The sequence below is a fragment of the Burkholderia sp. USMB20 genome (genome assembly GCF_000949135.2).
In the GTDB taxonomy this organism is placed as follows: domain Bacteria; phylum Pseudomonadota; class Gammaproteobacteria; order Burkholderiales; family Burkholderiaceae; genus Burkholderia.
Genome location: NZ_JTAN02000002.1, coordinates 102,201 through 125,011 on the forward strand (window position 1 = coordinate 102,201; position 22,811 = coordinate 125,011).

Annotated in this window: 23 protein-coding genes; 10 read left to right on the forward strand and 13 right to left on the reverse strand. The window is 67.5% G+C overall.

Going from position 1 to position 22,811, the window contains the following annotated elements; all coding sequences use genetic code 11:
* Window positions 1-29 precede the first annotated feature (29 nt).
* Both PL79_RS03120 and PL79_RS03125 read left to right on the forward strand, forming a co-directional pair.
* Window positions 30-851 carry an alpha/beta fold hydrolase gene (locus PL79_RS03120; RefSeq protein ID WP_044845453.1) on the forward strand — a complete coding sequence of 274 codons (822 nt, stop codon included), beginning with the start codon at window positions 30-32 and terminating at the stop codon, window positions 849-851.
* Between the two features lie 67 nt (window positions 852-918).
* Window positions 919-1,821, forward strand: a complete 903-nt coding sequence (locus tag PL79_RS03125) for a SphA family protein (RefSeq protein WP_044845452.1) — start codon at window positions 919-921, stop codon at window positions 1,819-1,821.
* Between the two features lie 84 nt (window positions 1,822-1,905).
* Here the strand turns inward: PL79_RS03125 and hndA are convergent, their stop codons facing one another.
* Window positions 1,906-2,856 (reverse strand): 2-hydroxy-1-naphthoic acid nonoxidative decarboxylase, encoded by a 951-nt coding sequence (gene hndA, locus PL79_RS03130; protein ID WP_044845451.1) that lies wholly within the window; start codon window positions 2,854-2,856, stop codon window positions 1,906-1,908.
* 58 nt (window positions 2,857-2,914) lie between these two features.
* Between hndA and PL79_RS03135 the strand changes: the two genes are divergently transcribed.
* Window positions 2,915-3,862 (forward strand): LysR substrate-binding domain-containing protein, encoded by a 948-nt coding sequence (locus PL79_RS03135; RefSeq protein WP_235879190.1) that lies wholly within the window; start codon window positions 2,915-2,917, stop codon window positions 3,860-3,862.
* 29 nt (window positions 3,863-3,891) lie between these two features.
* Here the strand turns inward: PL79_RS03135 and dbpA are convergent, their stop codons facing one another.
* From dbpA to PL79_RS03160, 5 genes are all read right to left on the reverse strand, one after another.
* A complete protein-coding gene (dbpA, locus tag PL79_RS03140; RefSeq protein ID WP_044845449.1) occupies window positions 3,892-5,289 on the reverse strand; it encodes an ATP-dependent RNA helicase DbpA in 1,398 nt (465 codons plus the stop codon).
* On the reverse strand, window positions 5,286-5,483 hold the full coding sequence (locus PL79_RS03145) for a hypothetical protein (protein WP_044845448.1): 198 nt from the start codon (window positions 5,481-5,483) through the stop codon (window positions 5,286-5,288). The genes dbpA and PL79_RS03145 overlap by 4 nt, the downstream gene beginning before the upstream one ends.
* Before the next feature lie 431 nt (window positions 5,484-5,914).
* Entirely contained in the window at window positions 5,915-7,558 is a 1,644-nt protein-coding gene (gene mqo, locus PL79_RS03150; protein ID WP_044845447.1) for a malate dehydrogenase (quinone), read from the reverse strand.
* A gap of 537 nt (window positions 7,559-8,095) precedes the next feature.
* Window positions 8,096-8,425: a hypothetical protein gene (locus PL79_RS03155; RefSeq protein ID WP_044845484.1), complete on the reverse strand. Its 330-nt coding sequence runs from the start codon at window positions 8,423-8,425 to the stop codon at window positions 8,096-8,098.
* Between the two features lie 61 nt (window positions 8,426-8,486).
* Window positions 8,487-8,975: an Lrp/AsnC family transcriptional regulator gene (locus PL79_RS03160; RefSeq protein WP_044845446.1), complete on the reverse strand. Its 489-nt coding sequence runs from the start codon at window positions 8,973-8,975 to the stop codon at window positions 8,487-8,489.
* Between the two features lie 125 nt (window positions 8,976-9,100).
* Here PL79_RS03160 and PL79_RS03165 point away from each other — a divergent pair, with 125 nt between their 5' ends.
* Window positions 9,101-10,138: a histone deacetylase family protein gene (locus PL79_RS03165; RefSeq protein WP_044845445.1), complete on the forward strand. Its 1,038-nt coding sequence runs from the start codon at window positions 9,101-9,103 to the stop codon at window positions 10,136-10,138.
* A gap of 70 nt (window positions 10,139-10,208) precedes the next feature.
* Window positions 10,209-11,354, forward strand: a complete 1,146-nt coding sequence (locus PL79_RS03170) for a branched-chain amino acid ABC transporter substrate-binding protein (RefSeq protein WP_044845444.1) — start codon at window positions 10,209-10,211, stop codon at window positions 11,352-11,354.
* A gap of 54 nt (window positions 11,355-11,408) precedes the next feature.
* On the opposite strand, the gene PL79_RS03175 is transcribed toward PL79_RS03170, so the two are convergent.
* A complete protein-coding gene (locus PL79_RS03175; RefSeq protein ID WP_044845443.1) occupies window positions 11,409-12,284 on the reverse strand; it encodes a mechanosensitive ion channel family protein in 876 nt (291 codons plus the stop codon).
* 325 nt (window positions 12,285-12,609) lie between these two features.
* On the opposite strand from PL79_RS03175, the gene PL79_RS03180 reads away from it, so the two are divergent.
* A complete protein-coding gene (locus PL79_RS03180) occupies window positions 12,610-13,980 on the forward strand; it encodes a M23 family metallopeptidase (RefSeq protein WP_044845442.1) in 1,371 nt (456 codons plus the stop codon).
* A 185-nt stretch (window positions 13,981-14,165) separates the two neighbouring features.
* On the opposite strand, the gene PL79_RS03185 is transcribed toward PL79_RS03180, so the two are convergent.
* From PL79_RS03185 to PL79_RS03195, 3 genes are all read right to left on the reverse strand, one after another.
* Window positions 14,166-14,906 (reverse strand): fucose-binding lectin II, encoded by a 741-nt coding sequence (locus PL79_RS03185; protein ID WP_044845441.1) that lies wholly within the window; start codon window positions 14,904-14,906, stop codon window positions 14,166-14,168.
* A 202-nt stretch (window positions 14,907-15,108) separates the two neighbouring features.
* Window positions 15,109-15,927: a fucose-binding lectin II gene (locus PL79_RS03190; protein ID WP_044845440.1), complete on the reverse strand. Its 819-nt coding sequence runs from the start codon at window positions 15,925-15,927 to the stop codon at window positions 15,109-15,111.
* Between the two features lie 126 nt (window positions 15,928-16,053).
* Window positions 16,054-16,443, reverse strand: a complete 390-nt coding sequence (locus PL79_RS03195; RefSeq protein ID WP_044845439.1) for a fucose-binding lectin II — start codon at window positions 16,441-16,443, stop codon at window positions 16,054-16,056.
* Here PL79_RS03195 and PL79_RS03200 point away from each other — a divergent pair.
* Together PL79_RS03200 and PL79_RS03205 are read left to right on the forward strand one after the other, a co-directional pair.
* Window positions 16,442-16,705, forward strand: a complete 264-nt coding sequence (locus PL79_RS03200; protein ID WP_135800956.1) for a hypothetical protein — start codon at window positions 16,442-16,444, stop codon at window positions 16,703-16,705. The genes PL79_RS03195 and PL79_RS03200 overlap by 2 nt on opposite strands.
* Window positions 16,706-17,136: 431 nt before the next feature.
* Window positions 17,137-17,541: a hypothetical protein gene (locus PL79_RS03205; RefSeq protein WP_044845438.1), complete on the forward strand. Its 405-nt coding sequence runs from the start codon at window positions 17,137-17,139 to the stop codon at window positions 17,539-17,541.
* Between the two features lie 115 nt (window positions 17,542-17,656).
* Here the strand turns inward: PL79_RS03205 and PL79_RS03210 are convergent, their stop codons facing one another.
* Together PL79_RS03210 and PL79_RS03215 are read right to left on the reverse strand one after the other, a co-directional pair.
* On the reverse strand, window positions 17,657-18,466 hold the full coding sequence (locus PL79_RS03210; RefSeq protein ID WP_044845437.1) for a TlpA family protein disulfide reductase: 810 nt from the start codon (window positions 18,464-18,466) through the stop codon (window positions 17,657-17,659).
* Window positions 18,467-18,695: 229 nt separating this feature from the next.
* A complete protein-coding gene (locus PL79_RS03215) occupies window positions 18,696-19,703 on the reverse strand; it encodes a hypothetical protein (RefSeq protein WP_044845436.1) in 1,008 nt (335 codons plus the stop codon).
* A 218-nt stretch (window positions 19,704-19,921) separates the two neighbouring features.
* Between PL79_RS03215 and PL79_RS03220 the strand changes: the two genes are divergently transcribed.
* A complete protein-coding gene (locus PL79_RS03220) occupies window positions 19,922-20,647 on the forward strand; it encodes a class I SAM-dependent methyltransferase (protein WP_044845483.1) in 726 nt (241 codons plus the stop codon).
* A gap of 45 nt (window positions 20,648-20,692) precedes the next feature.
* On the opposite strand, the gene PL79_RS03225 is transcribed toward PL79_RS03220, so the two are convergent.
* The gene (locus PL79_RS03225; RefSeq protein WP_044845435.1) at window positions 20,693-21,169 is read right to left on the reverse strand and encodes a GNAT family N-acetyltransferase; all 477 of its coding nucleotides are present in this window, start codon (window positions 21,167-21,169) and stop codon (window positions 20,693-20,695) included.
* Between the two features lie 131 nt (window positions 21,170-21,300).
* On the opposite strand from PL79_RS03225, the gene pdxR reads away from it, so the two are divergent.
* A complete protein-coding gene (gene pdxR / locus PL79_RS03230) occupies window positions 21,301-22,779 on the forward strand; it encodes a MocR-like pyridoxine biosynthesis transcription factor PdxR (RefSeq protein WP_044845434.1) in 1,479 nt (492 codons plus the stop codon).
* Window positions 22,780-22,811: the final 32 nt, after the last annotated feature.

The following is a 22,811-nucleotide window of genomic DNA, read 5'->3' on the forward strand; positions in this document are numbered from 1 at the left end:
GCGCCACCGAAACCGACTGGAGAAGCATCATGTCAAGCAATCCCGAACTGGGCCGCCGGATCGTCGCGGCCGGTCTCGACACCAACTATCACGACCTCGGCGACGGGCCGCCGGTGCTGCTGATCCACGGCTCGGGGCCGGGCGTCACGGCCTATGCGAACTGGCGGCTCACGATGCCCGCGCTTGCCGCGCGGTTTCGCGTGATCGCGCCGGACATGGCCGGTTTCGGCGAAACCGAGCGGCCGCGCGATTACGTGTATTCGATGGACCACTGGGTCGACCACGCACTCGGCCTGCTCGATGCGCTCGACGTCGAGCGCGCGCACGTGATCGGCAACTCGTTCGGCGGCGCGCTCGCGCTCGCGCTGGCGATCCGCGCGCCCGAACGGGTCGGCCGGCTCGTGCTGATGGGCGCGGCCGGCACGCGCTTCACGCTCACCGAAGGGCTCGATGCCGTGTGGGGCTATACGCCGTCGATCGCGAACATGCGCGGCCTGCTGGACATCTTCGCGTTCGATCGCACGCTGGTGAACGACGAGCTCGCGAAGCTGCGCTACGACGCGAGCGTGCGGCCCGGCTACCAGGAGGCGTTCGCGAACATGTTTCCCGCGCCGCGTCAGCGCTGGGTCGATGCGCTCGCGAGCGACGAGGCGAAACTGCGCGCGCTGCCGCACGAGACGCTGATCGTGCACGGCCGCGAGGACCGCGTGATTCCGCTCGACAGCTCGACGCGGCTGCTGGAACTGCTGCCGAATGCGCAGCTGCACGTGTTCGGCCGCTGCGGACACTGGACGCAGATCGAGCATGCGGCGCGCTTCAACCGGCTCGTGATCGAGCATTTCAGCGAATAGCCGGCGGGGGCGGCGCGCGGGACGACCATAAAAAATCAATTCAGTAGAACGAATATTGGAGACATCGATGAAACGAAAGGCTGCCTTCGGACTGGTTTCGCTCGCCGCGTGCGCGGGCATGGCGCTGAGCAGCGGCGCGTTTGCAACGGAGGGTGGCGGCGACACGATCGGCGAGGGCGCGGAAGCGTTCTTCGCCGGCGCGCTGCCGCCCGCCGGGCTGTACGCGCTGCTGTACTACACGCACTACCATGCGTCGCGCTTCAACGATTCGCACGGCAACGGTTCGGTGCCCGGATTCAAGCTCGATGCCGACGTGCTGATTCCGCGCGTCGTGTGGATGTCGAACCTGTCGGTGCTCGGCGGGCGCTACGGTGCGTATGCGGTGCTGCCGATGGAGCATCTGGCGCTGGATGCGGGCGGCGCGTCGTTCGACCGCACCAATCTCGGCGACCTGATCGTCAGCCCCGCGCTGATCGCGTGGGGATCGGGCGCGTTGCGCACCGTCGCGGCGATCGAATTCGTGTTCCCGACCGGCCAGTACGACATGCATGCGGCGCTGAACACCGGCAAGAACTACTACACCGCGCGGCCGGTGTTCGGCGTGACGTGGCTGCCGAACGACAAGGTCGAGGTGTCCGCGAAGATCACGTACAGCTTCAACTCGCCGAACAACGACACCCATTACCACTCGGGCAACCTGTTCCACATCGATTACTCGGCGAGCTATGCGGTCACGCCGAAGGCGCGCGTCGGACTGTCGGGCTACTTCGTCAAGCAGACCACCGACGACATGCAGAACGGCCAGCCGGTCGCGGGCGACGGCTTTCGCGGACAGACGTTCGCGATCGGCCCCGGTGTCCGTTACCAGTTCGGCAAGGTCAGCCTGGAAGCGCGCGTCGTGAAGGAATTCTTCGTGCGCAACCGGCCGGCCGGCGAGGCCGTTTGGGCGAAGGCCGTCATTCCGTTCTGACGGTGCCGCGCGGCACGGACGGCCGCGGGCGGTTGCACGCGTGACGCGGCCGCGATGGGGCGTCACGCGGCACTGCGTCGCGCGTTATCGCGCGAGTGCGGCGAGGCGCGGGAACAGCGGCAGCGCGTTCGCGCGGTTGAGCGCGGCGTGCCGGTCGGCGCCCAGCGCCGCATACGCGTCCTGCGCCGCGGTGAACGACGTGCTGACGGCCGGCGGCGCATACGGGAAGTCGCTGCCGTACAGCACGCGATCCGGTTGCGCGAACGCGGTGAGGCTCGGCAGCGCGGACGGCGACGACAGCGCGGTGTCGAAGTAGAACGTGCGCAGCAGGTCGAGCAGCCCGTCGCGATCCGGCACGTCGTTGCGCACGCCCGGCGCGAGTTCGGCAAAGCGGTACGCAGTGTACGGCAGGAAGCCGCCGGCGTGCGACAGGATGATGCGCACGTTCGGGTAGCGCGCGATCACGCCGTTGAGCACGAGCTGCAGCGCGGTGCGCGTCGTATCGAACGGGTAGTCGAGCAGCGGGCCGGGCATGCCGGGCAGCACGTCGATCGCGGGCTTGGCCGGATGAATGAACACCACCGCGTGGCGGCGATCCAGCGCGGCCCACACGGCGTCGAATGCCGCATCGCCGAGATAGGTGCCGCCGTAGTTGCTGAGCAGCACGACGCCGTCGGCCTTCAGCGTGTCGAACGCGTGATCGATCTCGGCGAGCGTGCCGTCGACGTCGGGCAGCGGCAGCGTCGCGAAGTTGCCGAAGCGGGTCGGCCGTTGCGCGACGAGGCCGGCCACGTATTCGTTGACCTGGCGCGCCATGTCGCGCTTGACCTGGCCGTTCCAGCCCTGCACGCCGGGCGCCGTCAGCGACAGCACGCCGGTCTGGATCTCCAGCGAGTCCATGAACGCAAGCGCGGCTTCCGGGCTCCAGGTCGGGCTGCCCCAGCCGGACGGATCGCCGCCGTGCGACGGGAGGGCTGCGGCCCAGAACGGCGGGACGACATGCTGGTGAACATCGATGCGGTTGCGGTCGGACACGACGAGGCTCCTTGCAGGTGGGCTGCGACGCAGCGGATGACCATCAGGATGCGCGCGCTTGATTTTTCATTCCAATAGATTAGATTTCGAGATTAATCGTTTCGGGTGGTCAATCGACCGTATGGACCTTCGCCATTTGCGCTACTTTCTCGCGGTTGCCGAAGAAGGGCATTTCGGCCGCGCGGCGGAGCGGCTGCATATCGTGCAGCCCGCGTTGAGCGCGCAGATCCGCGCGCTCGAGGAGGAACTCGGCGCGACGCTGTTCGAGCGCAGCACCCGCAAGGTGCTGCTGACCGACGCGGGCCGCTTGCTCGTGGCCGAAGCGCGGCACACGCTCGAGCAGGCCGCGCGCGCGAAGACGGTCGTGCAGCGCGCGGCGCGCGGCGAGACGGGCGTGGTGCGGATCGGCTTCGTCGGCAATGCGGTCGCGACGGGGCGGCTGTCCGACGACCTGATCGCGTTTCACGCGGCATGGCCGGAAGTGGCGCTCGACCTGCACGAAATGGCGCCGGCCGCGCAGCAGGACGCGATCCTCGCGGGCCGGCTCGATATCGGCTATTGCCCGGCCTTCGGCACGGCGTTCGATCCGAAGCTGGCCGTGCGCACGGTCGGCAGCTGGGCGTGGGACGTGATGATGAGCGACCGGCATGCGCTCGCGAAGCGGCGCTCGGTGAGCGTCGCGGCGCTCGCGGACGAACCGTTCATTTTCTATGCCGCCGACGGCGACGACGAAGGGCAGCTGGCGATCCTGCGGCGGGTGCTCGGCAAGACGCCGCACATCGCGCACAAGGTAAGCAGCACGCTGTCGGTGCTGGCGCTGACGGGCGCCGGTCTCGGCGTGGCGCTGGTGCCGGCGCCGCTCAGCCGGATCGCGGCGCCGAACGTCGTGTACCGGAAACTCGCCGGCAGCGTGCCGGGGTCGGAACTCGTCGCGCTCAGCCGCAGCGGCGGGGAATGGGGCACGGTACGGCAGTATCTGGCGATGCTGGGCGGGCGCGCCGCATAAGGATTGCGGCGCGCGCCGGCATCACCGCGTCACTCTTCGTCCATCAACCGGACCTTGACCCGCTTGCCCTTGATCTTCCCCGCATTGAGCTTGCGCAGCGCGTCGCGCGCGACGCCGCGCTCGACCGCGACATAGGTCGAGAACTCGGTCACGTTGATCTTGCCGATCTGCTTGCCGTCGAACCCCGCATCGCCGGTCAGCGCGCCGAGCACGTCGCCCGGGCGGATCTTGTCCTTGCGTCCGCCGAGGATCTGCAGCGTTTCCATCGGCGGCAGCAGCGTGTCGTTGCCGGCCGGCTTCAGTTCCGCGAGCGGATGCCATTCGACGTCGCGCTTCTGCGCCTGCTCGATCGCGCCGACGCGGCCCATCTCGTCCATGCTGGCGAGGCTCAGCGCCCAGCCTTCCTGGTCCGCGCGGCCGGTGCGGCCGATACGGTGCACGTGCACTTCGGGGTCGGGCGTCACGTCGACGTTGATCACGGCCTCGAGCTGCGCGATGTCGAGCCCGCGCGCGGCCACGTCAGTCGCGACCAGCACCGAGCAACTGCGGTTCGCGAACTGGATCAGCACCTGGTCGCGTTCGCGCTGTTCGAGCTCGCCGTGCAGCGCGAGCGCGTGGAAGCCCTGCGCGTGCAGCACGTCGAGCAGGTCGCGGCATTGCTGCTTGGTGTTGCAGAACGCGATCGTGCTCACCGGCCGGTAGTGGTTCAGCAACTGGCCGACCGCGTGCAGCCGCTCGGTTTCCGTCACTTCGTAGAAGCGCTGGCGGATCTTGCTGTCGTCGTGGCGCTCCTCGAGCTTCACTTCCTTCGGATTACGCAGGAACTGCTGGCTCAGCTTCGCGATGCCGTCCGGGTAGGTCGCCGAGAACAGCAGCGTCTGGCGCGTCGTCGGGCACATGCGCGCGACTTTCGCGATGTCGTCGAAGAAGCCCATGTCGAGCATCCGGTCGGCTTCGTCGAGCACCAGCGTGTTCAGCGCGTCGAGCTTCAGGTTGCCGCGGTCGAGGTGATCCATGATGCGGCCCGGCGTGCCGACGACGATGTGCGCGCCGTGCTCGAGGCTCTGCGCCTGCGGGCGCATCGGCGTGCCGCCGCACAGCGTCAGCACCTTCACGTTTTCCTCGGCGCGCGCGAGGCGGCGCACTTCCTGCGCGACCTGGTCGGCGAGTTCGCGGGTCGGGCACAGGATCATCGCCTGCACGTCGAAGCGGCGCGCGTCGAGGCGCGCCAGCAGCGCGAGCGAGAACGCGGCGGTCTTGCCGCTGCCCGTCTTCGCCTGCGCGATCAGGTCCTGGCCGGCCAGCGCGATCGGCAGGCTCGCGGCCTGGATCGGCGTCATGTCGACATAGCCGAGCTGCGCGAGGTTCGCGAGCGTGGCGGGCGTCAGCGGCAGCGCGCTGAAGGGCGTGGCGGTCGGCTGCGTCATTCGAGGTCTCCGAGGTAAGGCTTGCCTTCCATCTGTTCGTAGGCGACGTTGCCTTCATCGTCCTCGAAGCGCTCGAGATAGTTGCGCGCGCCGCACAGCGGGCAGCGGAACAGCAGCCCCTGGCCTTCGTCCTTGATGACGACGTCGGACGTTTCCCACTGCGTGCCGCAGCTCTGGTTTCGGCAAGTAAACACGGTCTTTCTCCAGCTGAATTCGGTTGGTGGCGCGCCCGGGCGGGCGCGGCAACGAAGTGCGGCGCTCGCGCGGCTCGGGCGCGGGCCGCACCGGCGGTCGCGTGGACCGCGTCGATGCGGATGGTGGATCGGTGGCGACGGTGTCGCGCGTGCCCGCAATTCTAGCGGATGCGGGAGGGCGGCTGGGGCGACCGGCCCCGCGCGGCCCGCAGCGTGGCGATCGGCAGCGGTTCGGCTGGCGGCGGACGGCCGGTGGCGGACGACCGGTGGCGGACGGCCCCGGCAGCGGGCGTGCGGCCGTGGTGCGGCCGGCGGTATGGCAGCCGGCGAAGCCTACGCACGACGCAGCACGCTGCGCCGTCCGCATTGGCGATGAAAAACGGCCGCCCCGAAGGGCGGCCGTGCGATGTGGCGAAACGGGACCGGACGCGTTACAGCGCCATGTCGGCCGCCGCCTTCGCGGGACGCGCCGGAGCCGTGCCCGTCGCCTGCGACGGCACCGTCAGGTCGATCTTCGGCGGCGGCGACAACTGCAGCACGCCGCTCGTATAGGTCCATTCCTCGACGACCTTCGCCGGGCTGTCGTTCAGTTTCGTGCCGTAGCTCGGCACGATCTGGCGGAGCTTCTGCTGCCATTCGGGCGTCGCTACCTTGTCCTTGAACACCTTCTGCATCAGGCTCAGCATGATCGGCGCGGCCGTCGACGCGCCCGGCGATGCGCCGAGCAGGCCCGCGATGCTGCCGTCCTGCGAGCTGACGATCTCGGTGCCGAGCTTCAGCACGCCGCCCTTCTTCGGGTCGCGCTTGATGATCTGCACGCGCTGGCCGGCCTGCCACAGGCGCCAGTCTTCCTTCTTCGCGTCCGGGAAGTATTCCTTCAGCGCGTTGAAGCGGTCGTCGTCGGACAGCATCAGCTGTCCGGCGAGATACTCGACGAGCGGGAATTCGTCGACGCCCACGCGCATCATCGGCGCGACGTTGTGCAGGTTGGTGCTCTTCGCGAGGTCGAAGTACGAGCCGTTCTTCAGGAACTTGGTCGAAAACGTCGCGAACGGCCCGAACAGGATGATCTTCTTGCCGTCGATGATGCGCGTGTCGAGGTGCGGCACCGACATCGGCGGCGAGCCGACCGACGCCTTGCCGTACGCCTTCGCGAGGTGGCGTTTCACGACCTCGGGGTTGTCGGTCACGAGGAACGAGCCGCCCACGGGAAACGCGCCGTAGTCCTTCGCCTCGGGGATGCCCGACGCCTGCAGCAGGTGCAGCGCACCGCCGCCCGCGCCGATGAACACGAACTTCGCGTCGACGGCCTGCGGCGGTTCATCCGAGTGCAGCTTGACCCACGACACGTGCCACGTGCCGTCCGCGTTGCGCGTGATCTCGCGCACTTCGCTCGACAGCGACAGCGAGAAGTTCGGCTGCGTCTTCAGGTAGCCGACGAACTGGCGCGTGATCTCGCCGAAGTTCACGTCGGTGCCGATCGGCGTCCACGTCGCCGCGACCTTCTGGTTGCGGTCGCGGCCTTCCATCATCAGCGGCACCCACTGCTTGATCTGGTCGTAGTCTTCCGAATACTGCATGCCGCGGAACAGCGGGCTCGCCTGCAGCGCGTCGTAGCGCTTCTTCAGGAAGCGGACGTTGTCGTCGCCCCACACGAAGCTCATGTGCGGCGTCGAGTTGATGAACGAGTGCGGGTTCTTCAGCACGCCCTGCCGGACCTGCCAGGCCCAGAACTGGCGCGAGATCTGGAACGACTCGTTGATTTCGATCGCCTTCGAGATGTCGATCTTGCCGTCCGCCTTCTCCGGCGTGTAGTTCAGCTCGGCGAGCGCCGAGTGGCCGGTGCCCGCGTTGTTCCAGCCGTTCGAGCTTTCCAGTGCGACGCCGTCGAGGCGCTCGACCATCGTCATCGACCAGTCGGGCTGCAGCTCGTGCAGCCACACGCCGAGCGTCGAGCTCATGATGCCGCCGCCCACCAGCAGGACGTCGACCTTCTTCGTATCGGCGGCATGCGCGGACGACGTCGCGACGCACAGCGCGAGCGCCGACAGTATTACCCGTAACGTTTTGATCACAGCAGATCCCTTTTTCAACTTGGATGCATCGGTTTGCCATGCCGCCCGGCCGATGCGGATTCGCAACCGGATCGCGCATCCGGAGATCCGGACCGCGAATCCGGATTTCCGGACCGACCGTGTTCACCGTTGCATTTGCGCACGCGAAGCCGTTGCGAAGGACACCTTCGGATCGGCTTCATGTGCTCGTGCAATCAGCTGCTTCACGGTCGTGCGACGGGCGCGCAGGCCCTTGCTGCGGGCCTCGCCGGAAGGCGTTTCAGGCCGCGTCGAAAGCGGCCGCGCGCAATGCGTTCCGCGGGGCGGGATGGCAAGGGGCGCGTAATATAACCGAACTCGATTGCCGTGTCGCTCGCGCGGAATATCCCTGATTTCGTGGGGTTTTTTGTGTGTCCGGGTTTCCGGAATGACGGTGCGCGGAACGGGAAAAAAGGCGGGATCAGCGGGGCGAAACGCGCGCGACGGGCATGGCGCGCATCGCGCTCGCGCTTCATCGGGGCGCGACGTTGCATCGCGACCCGGTCACATCGCATTCCTTCACTTCGCTGCGCCGTTCCGGCAGAACTGCTCGTACCCCTGCGCCGAGTTCGCGAAACCATGCGCCTTCGCGAGTTCCCACGGGCGCTCGCATTGTCGGGTCGTTTCGCACCAGGCATAGCCGGCCGAGCCGATGCAGCCGTGCGCGTCGCGATCGCCGCCGACCATCGGCGGGGCGGCTTCGGCAGCCTGGGCGGTCTGCGCGCCTTGCGTGTCCTGCCCGGCGACATTGGGTGGAAGCGGGGCAGGCGGTTGCGTCGCGCACGCGCCCAATGCAAACGCGAGAGCGATCGCGGCAGCAAGCGGCGCGGAAGGAATGCAATGTTTCATGCGGTAGCGCTCCATGGGATGAAGGTCGACAGCGGATGCCCGTGCGCGGGCGCTTGATCGATCACGCGTCCGGCACCGGCACGCGCGACGAGAACTTGACCTCGCGCAGCGCGAGGCTCGACTGGATCGACGACACGCCGGCCTGCTTTCGCAGCACGCGTTCGACGAATTCCGCATACGTGTCGAGATCGGCGGCCACGACCTGCAGGATGTAGTCGGCCGCGCCGGTGATCTTGTGGCACGACGTCACTTCGTCGTGACGCCGCATCACGTCCTCGAAGTGATCCGAATCCTGGTCCGAATGCATGTTGAACGTGACCTGCACGAACGCGAACACGTTCATGCCGAGCGCGCGGCGGTCGAGGTTCGCCTGGTAGCCGGTGATCACGCCTTCGTCCTCGAGCCGCTTGCGCCGCCGCCAGCACGGCGTGACGCTCAGCGACAACCGTTCGCCGAGCGTCGCGTTGGACAGCGCGCCGTCTTCCTGCAGCAGGCGGAGCATCGCGCGATCGACGCCGTCCAGCTCCACCGAAGCGCGATTTTTGCTCATTTCCGGGTCTCCGTAGACGGTTTTCTCAAAATTGTACGAAACGAAGAGTTGAAAAGCAAAGTTATTGCCGGCTGGCCTCAATAGACTGTTGCCACCCCTCACAGCCTTCACTGCAACGGTCAACCATGCTCACGGTCTACAGCAGCGATCACCATCTGCATCGCGGCGTCGAACTGAAGGACGGCGCGATCACCGATTCGTTCGAGAACCCCCTTCGCGCCGAAACGGTGCTCGCGCAGGTCCGCGCGGCCGGCCTCGGCGACGTGATCGCGCCGCGCGCGTTCGACCGCGCGAGCTATGCCGGCGCGCACAGCGCGCGCTATGTCGACTTTCTCGCCGGCGCATGGGACGAATGGGCCGCGACCGGCCGCACCTGCCAGGCGCTGCCGCTCGTGTGGCCGGTGCGCGCGATGCCGTCGGCGGCGACGCTGCCCGACTTCATCGACGGCAAGCTCGGCTTCTTCGCGATGGATGCCGGTGCGCCGATCAACGCCGGCACGTGGGACGCGGTGCGCGCGAGTGCGAACTCGGCGCTCACCGGCGCCGACCTGCTGTCGAACGGCGGCATGCGCGCCGCGTTCGCGCTGTGCCGCCCGCCCGGCCACCATGCGGGCCGCGAGTACATGGGCGGCTACTGCTATCTGAACAACGCGGCGATCGCCGCGCAGCACGGCATCGCGAGCGGTGCGGCGCGCGTCGCGGTGCTGGACGTCGACTTCCATCATGGCAACGGCACGCAGGACATCTTCTACGAGCGCTCGGACGTGTTGTTCGCGTCGCTGCACGGCGAGCCGGCGGTGTCGTATCCGTACTTCTCGGGCCATGCCGACGAGCGCGGCGCGGGCGCGGGCGAAGGCTTCAACCTGAACCTGCCGCTGCCGAAGGGCACGCAGTGGGATACCTACTCGGCGGCGCTCGGCCAGGCCACTGCCGCGATCGCGAAGCACGCGCCCGACCTGCTCGTCGTGTCGCTCGGCGTCGACACGTTCGAGCACGATCCGATCAGCCATTTCAAGCTGCGCTCGCCCGACTACCTGCGGATCGGCGAAGCGCTCGCGCGCCTGAACCTGCCGACGCTGTTCGTGATGGAAGGCGGCTACATGGTCGAGGAAATCGGTATCAACGCGGTGAACGTGCTGCTCGGCTTCGAAGGGCGCGCGTGACCGCCTCGCTTTGCCTGCAATCGACGATGGTATGGATCACGAACCAACAGCGACAAGGAAGGAGACGAACATGAATCGGAATCGGCATCGGAACAAGACGGCATGCGCGGTCGCGCTGGCGTGTGCACTATTCGCGCTGTCCGCGCACGCGGACGAGATCGTGCGCATCGGGCACGTCGCGCCGCTGACCGGCGCGATCGCGCATCTCGGCAAGGACAGCGAGAACGGCGCGCGGCTCGCGGTCGAGGAAATCAACGCGAAGGGGCTCGTGATCGGCGGCAGGAAGGTCACGCTGCAGCTCGACGCGCAGGACGACGCGGGCGACCCGCGCACCGCGACGCAGGTCGCGCAGCGTCTCGTCGACGACAAGGTGGTCGGCGTCGTCGGCCATCACAACTCGGGTACGTCGATTCCCGCATCGCGCGTCTATCGCGACGGCGGCGTCGTGCAGATCTCGCAGGCCGCGACCAACCCGACCTACACGCAGCAGGGCTTCAAGACGACCTATCGCGTCGTCGCGACCGATGCGCAGCAAGGGCCCGCGCTCGCGATGTACGCGGCGAAGAAGCTGGGCATCAGGACGGTCGCCGTGGTCGACGATTCGACCGCGTACGGGCAGGGCCTCGCGACCGAGTTCGAAAAGGCGGCGAAAGCGGCCGGGATGAAGATCGTCTCGCGCGATGCGACCAACGACAAGGCGATCGACTTCCGCGCGATCCTCACGAAGATCAAGGGCGAGAACCCCGACGCGATCATGTACGGCGGGATGGACGCGACGGGCGGTCCGCTCGCGAAGCAGGCGCGCCAGCTCGGCATGCGCGCGAAGATCCTCGCCGGCGACGGCGTGTGCTCGACCGACCTGCCGAAGCTCGCGGGCCCGGCATCGGACAACGTCGTGTGTTCGGAAGCCGGCATCGCGCTCGAGAAGATGCCGGGCGGCGCGGCGTTCGTGAAGCGTTACGAGGCGCGCTATCGCCAGCCGATGCAGGTGTATGCGCCGTTCTCGTACGACGCGGTGTACATCATCGTCGACGCGATGAAGCGCGCGAACTCCACGGAGCCGGCGAAGGTGCTGGCCGCGATGCCGGCGACCGACTATCGCGGCGTGATCGGCGAAACGAGCTTCACGCCGCAGGGCGACCTGAAGCACGGTGCGATCTCGGTATTCACTTACAAGAGCGGCAAGAAGGCGCTGCTCGATATCGTCAGGATGTGACGCGAGCGGGGCGCACGACGCAGCGCGCCGTGCGCGCTCGTGCGCCCCGGCGTCTTACGACGCCTGTACGCGGCGCGGGTCGGACCGGCGCTGCTGTTCGGCTTCATGCACGATGTGCAGTTCGCGCGTGCGGATCGGCAACGCGCAGTCCGCATCGGCGAGCGTCTTGCGCACCTGGCGCGCGAGGCGCCAGCGCATCGCCCAGAACTTGTCGGTGTGCGTCCACACGCGCATGTTCGCGATCGCCGTGCTGTCGTCGAAGCGCATCACCATCACGTCCGGTGCCGGTTCCGTCAGCACGTCGGGATCGGCTTCGGCCAGCGCGCGCAGCGCGTCGAGCGCACGATCGATGTCGTCGTGCACCGACACTTCCACCTCGAGATCGAGACGGCGCGTCGGATTGCGCGTGTAATTGCGGATCGCGCTGCCCCACAGCGCGCTGTTCGGCACGTATTCGCAGATGCCGTCCGGCTTCGTCAGCCGCGTCATGAAGAGGCCGACTTCGTCCACCGTCCCCGCGACGCTCGAGCCGCCGTCGATGTAGTCGCCCACCTTGAACGGCCGCAGCAGCAACAGCATGATGCCGGCCGCGATGTTCTGCATCGTGCCCTGCAGTGCGAGCCCGATCGCAAGGCCGGCCGCGCCGAGCACCGCGACGATGCTCGCGGTTTCGATGCCCAGCTGCGACAGCGCGCCGACGATCGCGACGATGCGGATGCCCCACACGGCGACGTCGCAGAGGATCGGCCGCAGCGTGTCGTCGACGCGCTCCTTGTTCGCGAGCAGCCGGCTCAGCCAGTTGCCGATGCGTTTCGACAGCCACCAGCCCGCGACGAGCAGCGCGAGGGCGGCGCAGAGCCTGAGCGACAGCGTGGACAACGCGTTCCACAGGAACGTCCAGCGTTCCGGATGAAGATGATCGAGAAACATGACGGGATTCCGGGTTGAGGACAGAAGGCGCGACGGGCGGCGCACCCGCCGTGGCCGGGCGGGCATGCGTGCGTGCGCGGGCAACCCTCGACTGTACAGCCATGCGCGGTGTCACGCGACCGAAGGGGCGCATCCCGCGCATTTTTTGCGGCGACTTTTATCTTTCGTTCATGTACTAAGACAACATCTGACCAAATCGGATCGGTCCTATTCAGCGGTGTTGGTCGCGCCAGTACACTCGCCTCCAGGCTTCCGGATCGCGACGCTCTTTCCTCCGCGATACCCGGTTCATTTCCAGTTTTCATAGATAGCGAGTGACGACGCGATGCGGTTCGACCTGTGTTTACGTCTCGCACGCGAACGAGGTCGATCCGCGCAACGCGGCGCCATCCGCTTTCCCGTTCGCCGCGCGCTGCTGCGCGGTGTCGTTGCGGCGGCGTGGCTTGCCGGCACACAGGGCGCGATGGCGCTGGCATCCTCCGGTGCCGAGCCGTCCGCGCCCGTGGCGGCGCAAGCGGCCGACCTTGTCGACGTGCCCTTCTTCAATTCCGCCCGCACCGTCTGGGGCGGCTTGCTTGCGTCGACGGTGGTGCCGCGCATCGTGGCGGATTCGCAGGCGGTGCGTGTGCGTGCGGAGGCCTATCCCGGCAGGTTCGTCGTGCGTGCCGGCGCCTGTGCGCCGTACGTTGTCCTTTGCGATGCGGCGCGGGGTGCGATCGAGCGCGGTTACGCAGGGCGTTTCGATTATGGGTTTGCATCGCATCTGCCCGCGATCGGTGCGTCTTCGGCATTCGCATCGCGTCGTGTCGATCTGGCGTCCGCGCAACCGTTCGTGCTCGCGGAGCAGGAGAGCGGCACGCGGGCCGGTGCGATCACCGGCAGCCTGCGTGCGTCGCTGGCGCGTGCCGAATTGCCCGACGGTGTCGCGGCGCAACTGACGCGCATGTTGGCCGGTCGTATCGACCCGAAGCTGCACGGCGCGACCGGCGACACCTTCCGTGTCGCATTCGAACCCGATGACGATGCGGCACTGCCGGGCGGCGTGCGCGTGACGGCGCTCGACATCCGCTTTCGCGGCCGGCGCGTCGCGGCCGTGTGGTTCGCCCCCGGAGCGGGGGTGCCGGGCGCCTATTACGATCTCGACGGCATGCCGTTCGAAGGCACCCGGTTCGCGATGCCGGTCCGGTCGACACGCACCAGTTCGCGCTTCGGCGCGCGCGTGCATCCGGTGACCGGTGCGCGCCACGTGCATTCGGGCGTCGATCTTGCCGCGCCGACAGGGCGCGCCGTCCATGCCTCCGAGCGCGGCGTCGTGACGTTCATCGGCACCGAGCCGCGCGGTTACGGCAAGTACGTGGTGATCCGTCATGACGGTGGCTATGCGTCGTACTACGCGCACTTGTCGGCATTCGAGCCCACGCTGCGAACCGGTGCGCGGGTCGCCCGCGGTCAACGCGTGGGCGCGGTCGGCAGTACCGGGACCGCGACCGGCCCGCATCTGCACTTCGAGGTCCGCCGACACGGTCGTCTTGTCGATCCGATCGGCCTCGTGCAGGCGTCGAAGGCAGCGAAACTGAAGGGTGAGCAGCGTGTCGCGTTCAACCGCGTGGCCTACGCCGCGCGCACGCAGTTGGCCGCGGCCAGCTTGACGGCGCCGCTCGCGATGTCACAACGTGGCGCCCGGCACGACGGCTGATGTCGCGACGTCGCCCGTGCTCGCCCGGCGTGCCGGGTGCAGGCGCGACCACGTCATGTTTCAGGCTATCCATCCGGTGCTTGTCATGCCCGTGTGCGATGTTCCCGGCGGGCATCGGAAGCAATAAAGGCAAGCGCCGGGCCAATCAGCGCCCGGCGCTTGCCTTCCGTTTAACGGTCAGCCCGTCAACCCAGCGGCCAGTTCAGGATCGCGATGCCGTCGTTGTAGTCGCCGTCCGTACCGTCTTCAGAGCCGACCAGCCCGAAATAGGTCTTCTTGAAGATGTCGACCTGGCGCGAACCGATCTTCGACGGCTTGCCGTTCGCCGTCACGACCACGCGCACCTTCCCCTTGCCCGAGTTCACGATCTGCGTGTTCAGGTTCGCGTCCTGCGTGCCGGCGCCCTGGAACGTTGCGGCCGGTTTCGGGTTGTCGTCGACGAAGACTTCGATCGTCTGCTGCGCGGACGAATTGACGAGCGCCGTCACGCCGAATGCGATGTTCGGCGGCAGGTTGAAGATGCCGTCGCGTTCGCCGCCGCCGGTCGCCGTGGTGTCCGGCTGCGTGGGTTGCGGCTGCGGTGTCGCCTTCGAGAAGTAATTGACCACCGCACCAACACCGAACTTCGCTGCCGCGCCGGGCAGCACGCCGGGCGCGCCGGCCCACGTCACCGTGCAGGCGATCACCTGCCCGGCCGCATCGGCCTTCACCTTGTTCTGCCAGCTGCCGACGTCGAAGCTGTACGGGATCGTTGCAATGTCGACGAACACATCGTATTGCGGCAGCTTTTCCACGAGCTGCGCGGTCATGAACTGACGCATCCGGTCGAGCACGGCCTGATCGCCGTTCGATTGCACGGCGGTTGCATCGTTGCCGGCAAGTTGCAGCAGGGCGTAGAGATCGTCATGGGTAAACGGTTGTGACATGTCTTCCTCGTCTTGATGGAATGTCTCGCATCGCGCGGCCGGTGAGCGGATCTCGCCGTGGTCGCGCGCGGAGCGCGGCGTGGGACTGCAAATGACTGCTCGAATGAATCGCTTCACAACGGGTGGCCGGGGCGGTTGGCGTCGTCGCCATTGCGCGTTCGACGGCGGCGCGCACGCGTTGCCGCGCCGCGCATCGCCGGGTTCAGCCCAGCGGCCAGTTCAGGAACACGATGCCGTCGTTGTAGTCGTCGTCGGTGCCGTCTTCCGAGCCGACGATTCCGAAGTACGACTTCTTGAAGAGATCGATTTGCCGCGAGCCGATGCGCGACGGCTTGCCGTTCGCCGTCACGATCACGCGTACGCGCCCCTTGCCGGAGTCGAGCACTTTCGTGCCGAGGTTCTGGTCCTGCACGCCCGCGCCCTTGAACGTGGCGGCCGGTTTCGGGTTGTCGTCGATGTAGATGTCGATCGTCTGGTCGTTCGCCGCGTTGGTGAGTGCGGTCACGCCGAACTTGATGTTCGGCGGCAGGTTGAACGTGCCGTCGCGTTCGCCGCCGCCGCCGATGTTGCCGGCGCCGCCGCCGGTTTCGGTGCCCTGATTCCCGCCGCCTTGCGACGACGATTGCGCGGCCGTGTCGCCGATCGCGGAAATGCTCGCGTACGAATCGATATGCATCGCGCTGCCGCGCACGCTTTTCCACTGCCCTTTCACGAACGTGACGCCGCTGCCGACGTCGATCGTCGCGACGAGCGTGAACGGCATGCGCCCGGTGCTTTCGGGCACCTTCGACGAATAGGTGAAGCAGCCGTCCGCGACGACGCCCTTGTCGGTCGCGATCGCGAAATAGATGCCGGGGAAATTGTTGCCGGTCGCGTACGGCGTCGGCACGTTGAGGATGACCTGCAGTTTCCCGTCGCGAATCTCTGCCTTGGCGATGTCGATATGCAGGCCGGGGATGTCGACGTACGTCTCGGACGTGACGACGGGTGCGCTGTTGATCGAAGCCGAAAGAAGCGGCATGGAAGTCTCCTGTGATAACGCTGTTTTGGATTGGGGTGCTGCGTGAGGCCCGCTTGATGAGCGCGAACCGCTGGCCGGCCCGACGACGGCGGGCCGGCACGGCGCGGCCGCCGATCGTGCGTCAGGTCAGCCGATCGGCCACTGCAGCACGACGATGCCGTCGTTGTAGTCGCTGTCGTGACCGTCTTCCGACACGACGATCCCGAAGTTGACGGTGAACGGCGAACCGTCCGATTTCTTGCCGCTGATCGGCGCGAGGCGCGCATCGGTGGCCGACGTCTTGCCGTTTACCGTCACTTCGAAGCGCAGCTTGCCGTTGCCCGAATTCAGCGTGGCTTCGCGCGGGCCGTCGCGCGTGGTCAGCTTGTGATAAGCGGCCGGTTCCTTGCTGTCGCCGATGAAGAGCTTGATGTGCTGCTGCTCGGCAGCATTCGCGAAGAAAATCGCGCGGAAGTCGGTGTTCGGCGGAATCGAAAACTCGCCGGCGCGATTCGAAGACGTTTGAGATTCGGCCATGCTTTCCTCCTGGAAGTCGATGGATAAGGCACTTCACCGTGTCTCGCAAACGCTTGCAGTTTCAAACACGGTTCAGTCAGCATGGCGAAAAATAAATGAAAAAATATTCGACCGGGAATGGGAATTGTTCAGAAAATCGGAAACCGAAACAGTTCGATTTAATGGTGAATATTCAATGGAGTGCCGTTCGATATATCTCGGAAATTATATCGATGCGTGTCGCGCTTTTTTGAATAATGGCGGGGTGTGCAGGCGGGAATGACGGGAATGACGGGAATGACGGGAAGATGCGGTTTCTACGCAGACGCTCGGCGTTCGCTCAGGGCAGCGTGCTGTTTCGACATCGTCTTTCCCTGTCGTGGCCGCGCCCACGGCCATCTTCGGGCGCCCGCGCCGAAGCCGGCTCGCAACGAAGCGGGGTGCGGCGCCGACGAAGCTCAATGACCGGCTCACTCCGAACTTGAACAGGGCATTTCACCGGCACCGCACCCGACGAAGCATATCGGCCTGCTGTCGCGACGCCTATCGGACGCGGCTGATTTTTGCGCGCGACATTGCCAAGCGCGGCCTGATATACCTGACAGGCGATCAATTCCGAGATTAGCGGTATCGTGCAAGACGCGCGTGCGCTCGCTATTCGGCGGATTTATTCATTCAATTGGCCCTTTACCGGGCCCTCACGAGGACAGTGCGATGACGAAACCCGATAGTCTGAAAGGCGAGATCAAGGGACAGGCACAGGACGCAGACCGTCACAACCTGGCGCGGCCCGCCGTGAACGGCGCGTTGTGGGCGCGCGGCCTGACGACGCAGCGCGTGGCCGACCTGTTCAGGACCCTGCCCGGCCTCCCGGGGCACTGGATGCAGCTGCAGAACGAGGTCAACGCAGGGAACCGCTATTTCTATGGTGTCCAGAACGGTCACCAGACGACCGACGAAGGAAAGGAACTGATTCGCTGGATCGCCGATGCGGTGGTCAGCGCCGCGCAGAAGGCGGGATTCGATTTCCCGTTGCAGCAGCTCAGGTTTACCGCCGACACGGGGTGGCTGAAGCTTCAGCGCGTGTCGGGGCGGGTGATGGTGTTGTCGAGGCCGTGAGCGTTGCCGATGGTGGTCGAAGTGCCGGCGTGTCGGCGGTCGAGTCGGTCGCGGCTGCGGGAACGCGCGCTGCCATCGACGATCGATCGTGGCGTCGAGCAGGCGGCCGACGGCATCACTGACCGAAACGCTGCGCCACCACATCCTTCAATCGCGCGGCGGTGAGCTCGCCCATGTGCGATTCGACGAGCTCGCCTTTCGCATTGAAGAACAGCGTCGTGGGCAGCCCGCGCGATCCGTACGCATGCATCGCATGCAACGACGGATCGAGCAGCACGTTGTCGAAGCGCAGCCCCTGCTGTTCGAGGAACGCGCGCACGGCCCGCGCGTTTTCTCCCTGGTTGAGCATCAGCACCGTGAGGCCCGGATGATCGCGTTGCGCCTGTTCGAGGAGCGGCATCTCGCGCCGGCACGGTGCGCACCACGTCGCCCACAGGTTCACCACGACCGGCTTGCCTGCAAAGCGTTGCGGCAGGACGGGCGTCGCATCGAGCGCTTCGAGCTGCAGCGCGGCGAACGGCGGCGCGGTGCGCTGCAGTGTCGCCAGCGTGCCTTGCGCGATGCCCCACGCGGCGAGGCCCGCGACGATGCCGGCCGCCACGGGTTTGCGCAGCGCGGGCAGGCGACGCAGCCGCCAGACGGCGAACGCCAGCGCGGCAGCGATGCCGATGCGCCAGTCGAAGCCGCCGTCACCGAGCGCGACGATGGCGCGCGGCGTCGTCGCGTAGTCGCGCCACCATTGCGCGACATAGCCGATACGCGCGGCGACCAGCCCGAGCAGCAGCACGTCGAGGATCAGGCTCGACGCGCTCTTGTGATGTCCATCGGGCGGGCGGCGCTGGATGAAGCGGGCAACGAGCCACGCCAGCAGCGCGGCGGCGGCTACCGCGACGACGCGGATCGAGAAGGGACCGATGCTCAACATGGGGAGAAAAGGGTGCGGGGATCGTGGATCGACCGGCGGACGCGATGCCGTCGACGGTCATGTGACGTTTCGACCCTACGGGACGCACACGGGTTCCCTTGGTGACCGAGCGCCATGCGCCGCCCGACGCGTGCGAATCGCATGCCGGGCGCCGGCATTCAGGACGACGTCGTTTTCGTCGAAGTCTCGCGACGCATCAGGCCGACCGACGATCGCGCAGGCCCGGTAATTACTGCCTGCTTCCGCTCGAGCCGGAAGGCGCACCGCCAAGCCGGTACGCGGTAAAGAATTCGTACCACGGCGAACCCTGTCCGGCCGGCACGCCGAGTGCCGACGTCCGCTGCTTCAAGGCCGTGAACACGTCGTTGATGCGCGCGGCCTGTTCGGCATCACTGAACGGACGCGGCTTCGCCCTGCCGGCCGCGAATGCGCCGTAGGCGACCGCGAGCAAGCGCGCGCCGTCGTCGATCGAGGCGACGGACCCGTTGATCGCCTCGACGAAGCGCGGCCGGTCCGCTTCTCGCGATGCGGCGATGCACTGAAACACGATCGCCGACACTTCGTGCAGGTCGCTCGCGCGCAGCAATGCCGGCAGGCGCGCGGCGATCCGGTCGGCCGGTTCCTCATGCAGCGCGGCGGCGAAGTCGAGCACGGCGGCCATCGGATTGCCGTCCTGCTGCACGCGATCGAGCGCCGATGCGGGCGCCGCCGCCTGCGCGACGTCGCCGGGCGCGCCGCGCAGCACGTCCGCGACCTGCTGCTGCCACGCCGGAAAGATCATCCGCACGTTGCCGAACTGCTCGCCGCCTTGCGCGTCCGGATTCCACCGATAGACGATCGTGCCGCCGCGAATGAACGGCGAATACAGATGCTCGGGCGTTTGCGGCAGCGGCCGTCCGTTGATCGGCAGCCATGCGAGCGTGAGCCAGTCGTAGCGGCCGGTGGCGGGCACCGCCGGGCTGGAACTCGCGATAACCTGCCAGGTGCCGCGGTTCGCGTAACGCCGACGCGCGTCGGGCACTGCGACGGTTTGCCGTTTCGCGGTATCGAAGTAGGTATTGCCGGTCACGTTTTTGCCGCTGTCCGGGGCCGGCGTGAGGGTGGCAATGACCCACGATGCACCGTCGGCCGAACGATAGTCCGACGGCCGCAGCGTGGCGACGTCGTGCACCATGCGCGTTTCGGCAGCGACGGGGCTCGGCGGCAGATCGGCGGGGCCGGCGACGATACTCGGCATGGACGTTCCTCGGAATCGGGGGGGTATCGGCACGCGCGCCGAACGCGAACGATGTGCGGCGGCGCATGTCGTCTGTCGTAACCACTGTAGAACGCCGCCGCCGGAAACGGAAACCGGCCGCGGCGGCCTCGAGCCGCGCAACGCGCTCACGCGCACCGCCGCTTCGGCTTACCATGCGCATCCTGGGCCAGCACGACGAACACCGATCGGGAGCGAACATGACCGACAGCAAAGCCATCACGGAACACTGGACGCACGTCGCCGACCAATGGATCGACTGGGCCGGCAGGCCGGGCCACGATGCGTTCTGGAAGTATCGTGACGGGCTGGCGACCTACCTCGGCCGCGGTACCGGCCGCGCACTGGAGATCGGCTGCGGCGAGGGACGCGTGAGCCGCGAACTGAAGGCGCTCGGCTACGACGTGACCGCGAGCGACGCGGTGCCCGCGATGCTCGACGCCGCGCGTCGCGCGGCATCGGCGCACCGCTACGCGCTCGCCGATGCCGCCTCGCTGCCGTTCGATCCGGCCAGCTTCGACATCGTGATGGCATACAACGTGCTGATGGACCTCGACGACATGGCGGCCGCGTTGCGCGAGGCACGTCGCGTGCTGAAGCCGGGCGGGCTGCTGTTCGTGTCGCTCGTGCATCCGTTCCGCGATCGCGGCCGTTTCGCGGGGCCGCAGCCCGACGCGCCGTTCGTGCTCGAAGGCACGTATTTCGGCAGCGAGCATTTCGAGGGCGTGGAAACGCGCGACGGGCTGTCGATGCACTTCGCGGGCTGGTCGCTGCCGCTCCAGGCCTACATGGATGCGCTGGAGGCGGCCGGCTTCGCGATCGTGTCGCTGCGCGAGCCGCTGCCAGATCGCGCCGACACGGACACGCTGAAGCAGTGGTCGCGCGTGCCGCTGTTCCTGTGGATCAAGGCGCGGCCGCTGGATTGAAACCGCCGCGGCCGCGCGGCGTGTGGCCTGCGGCACGCCGCATGATCAGCGCGGCAAGACCTTCCGGTAGATCACGAATCCGGTTTTCTCCGCGACGGTGTCGTAGAGCCGCATCGCCGTGCGATTCGTCTCGTGCGTCTGCCAGTACACGCGTTCGGCGCGCTGCGCCTGCGCGGCGTCGTACACGGCTTCGATCAACGCGCGGCCCACGCCCTTGCCGCGTTCGCGCTCGAGCGTGAAGAGATCCTGCAGATAGCAGGTCGGCCCGGCCAGCGTCGTGCTGCGGTGATACAGGAAATGCACGAGCCCGACGAGCCGGCCGTCGCGTTCCGCGACACGCGCATGCACGGGCTCGTAGCCGTCGAAGAAGCGCGACCACGTGAGCCGCGTGATCTCGCGCGGCAGCGCGGTATCGCCGAAGCGGCCGTAGAAGCGGTTATAGCCGTCCCACAGCGGCAGCCAGTTGTCGAAATCGTCTTCGCGCACGGGGCGTACGGTCAGGCCGGTGTCGGTAGCGTTCATGGTCGCGAACCTTTCGAGGATGGATGAAGTGAAGCGTTGCCGGCACGACCGGAAACGCGCGCAGACCTCTACGATAGAAAGTTCGTGGCACCATGTGTAGACCCATGACATCCACACAATCTGGAGCCACGATGGATTACGCGTTGCTGCTGTCGACCTTCGAGCGCGAAGCGGGGCCGCACGCGGCCATGCGGATGTCGCAGCAGCAGCGGCTGTACGCGTGCCTGCGCGACGCGATCCTGAGCGGCCGGATCGCCGAGGGCACGCGGCTTGCCGCATCGCGCACGCTGGCCGACGAGCTCGGCATCGCACGCAATTCGGTGCTGTACGCGTACGAGCGGCTCGCATCGGAAGGGTTCGTGACCGGCACGCGGCAGGGCACGGTGGTCGCCCGGATGGGGTTGCGCGGGTCGCAGGTCGCCGCCGCGGCGCCCGCCGGCGCTACGGCGGTGCTGTCGCGGCGCGTCGCGCAGGCCGAGCGCGCGACGAGCGGCCTCGACGAATCGCTGCCGTTCATGCCGGGCGTGCCGGCCGTCGATGCCTTCCCGCTCGCGCAGTGGCGGCGCTGCGTCGAGCGCGCATGGCGCTCGGCGGGGCTGGCGCAGCTCGGCTATCAGTCCGCGGAAGGCGACGCGGTGCTGCGCGACGCGATCGCCGGCTATCTGCGCGCGTCGCGCGGTGTGCGCTGCGACGCCGCGCAGGTGATCGTCACCGACGGCACGCAGGGCGCGCTCGACCTGTGCGCCCGCGCGCTGGCCGACGCGGGCGATGTCGCATGGATCGAGAATCCCGGCTACCACGGTGCGCGCAATGCGTTTCTCGCGGCCGACCTGCGCGTCGAGCCGATCGGCGTCGATGCGCAGGGGCTCGCGCCGCATCCGGACGACTGGCGCGCTCGTCCGCCCAAGCTCGTCTACATCACGCCGTCGCACCAATATCCGCTCGGCGCGGTGATGAGCCTCGAACGGCGGCTCGCGCTCGTCGCGCAGGCGCGCGCGGCCGGCGCATGGATCGTCGAGGACGACTACGACAGCGAGTTCCGCCACCACGGCACGCCGCACGCGGCCGTGCAGGGGCTCGCCGACGACGCGCCGGTGATCTACCTCGGTACCTTCAGCAAGGTGATGTTTCCGGCGTTGCGGCTCGGCTTCATGGTCGTGCCGGCCGCGCTTGCGCAGCCGCTGCGCGACGCGGCGGGCGCGCTGATGCTGCAGGGCCGCGCCGTCGAGCAGCGCGCGCTCGCGGATTTCATCGACGCCGGGCATTTCACGCGGCATCTGCGGCGCATGCGCCGCGTGTATGCCGAGCGGCGCGACGCGCTGCACGACGCGCTGGCGCGGCGGCTGCATACGCGGCTGACGGTGTCGGGCGGCGCGGGCGGCATGCATCTGTCCGCACGGCTCGACGTGCCGGTGGCCGACACGGAACTGAGCCGCGTCGCGCAGGCGCACGGGCTGATCCTGCGGCCGCTGTCGTCGTTCTGCCTGCCGGGCACCGCGGCGGGTTACAACGGGCTCGTGCTCGGCTACGGTGGCGTGCCGGCCGAGCGGATGGACGGGCTCGCGCGGCGGATCGGCGAGATGATCGACCGCGTGCTGGCCGCGCGGTGACGGTCGTTGTGCCGTGTCGTCGCTACGTTGCT

Coding starts and splice junctions, on each gene's coding strand:
- PL79_RS03120 (WP_044845453.1), top strand. CDS start 30: ATGTCAAGCAATCCCGAACTGGGCCGCCGGATCGTCGCGGCCGGTCTC.
- PL79_RS03125 (WP_044845452.1), top strand. CDS start 919: ATGAAACGAAAGGCTGCCTTCGGACTGGTTTCGCTCGCCGCGTGCGCG.
- dbpA (WP_044845449.1), bottom strand. CDS start 5,289: ATGACGCAGCCGACCGCCACGCCCTTCAGCGCGCTGCCGCTGACGCCC.
- PL79_RS03155 (WP_044845484.1), bottom strand. CDS start 8,425: ATGAAACATTGCATTCCTTCCGCGCCGCTTGCTGCCGCGATCGCTCTC.
- PL79_RS03160 (WP_044845446.1), bottom strand. CDS start 8,975: ATGAGCAAAAATCGCGCTTCGGTGGAGCTGGACGGCGTCGATCGCGCG.
- PL79_RS03165 (WP_044845445.1), top strand. CDS start 9,101: ATGCTCACGGTCTACAGCAGCGATCACCATCTGCATCGCGGCGTCGAA.
- PL79_RS03170 (WP_044845444.1), top strand. CDS start 10,209: ATGAATCGGAATCGGCATCGGAACAAGACGGCATGCGCGGTCGCGCTG.
- PL79_RS03175 (WP_044845443.1), bottom strand. CDS start 12,284: ATGTTTCTCGATCATCTTCATCCGGAACGCTGGACGTTCCTGTGGAAC.
- PL79_RS03180 (WP_044845442.1), top strand. CDS start 12,610: ATGCGGTTCGACCTGTGTTTACGTCTCGCACGCGAACGAGGTCGATCC.
- PL79_RS03185 (WP_044845441.1), bottom strand. CDS start 14,906: ATGTCACAACCGTTTACCCATGACGATCTCTACGCCCTGCTGCAACTT.
- PL79_RS03190 (WP_044845440.1), bottom strand. CDS start 15,927: ATGCCGCTTCTTTCGGCTTCGATCAACAGCGCACCCGTCGTCACGTCC.
- PL79_RS03200 (WP_135800956.1), top strand. CDS start 16,442: ATGCTTTCCTCCTGGAAGTCGATGGATAAGGCACTTCACCGTGTCTCG.
- PL79_RS03195 (WP_044845439.1), bottom strand. CDS start 16,443: ATGGCCGAATCTCAAACGTCTTCGAATCGCGCCGGCGAGTTTTCGATT.
- PL79_RS03205 (WP_044845438.1), top strand. CDS start 17,137: ATGACGAAACCCGATAGTCTGAAAGGCGAGATCAAGGGACAGGCACAG.
- PL79_RS03210 (WP_044845437.1), bottom strand. CDS start 18,466: ATGTTGAGCATCGGTCCCTTCTCGATCCGCGTCGTCGCGGTAGCCGCC.
- PL79_RS03215 (WP_044845436.1), bottom strand. CDS start 19,703: ATGCCGAGTATCGTCGCCGGCCCCGCCGATCTGCCGCCGAGCCCCGTC.
- PL79_RS03220 (WP_044845483.1), top strand. CDS start 19,922: ATGACCGACAGCAAAGCCATCACGGAACACTGGACGCACGTCGCCGAC.
- PL79_RS03225 (WP_044845435.1), bottom strand. CDS start 21,169: ATGAACGCTACCGACACCGGCCTGACCGTACGCCCCGTGCGCGAAGAC.
- pdxR (WP_044845434.1), top strand. CDS start 21,301: ATGGATTACGCGTTGCTGCTGTCGACCTTCGAGCGCGAAGCGGGGCCG.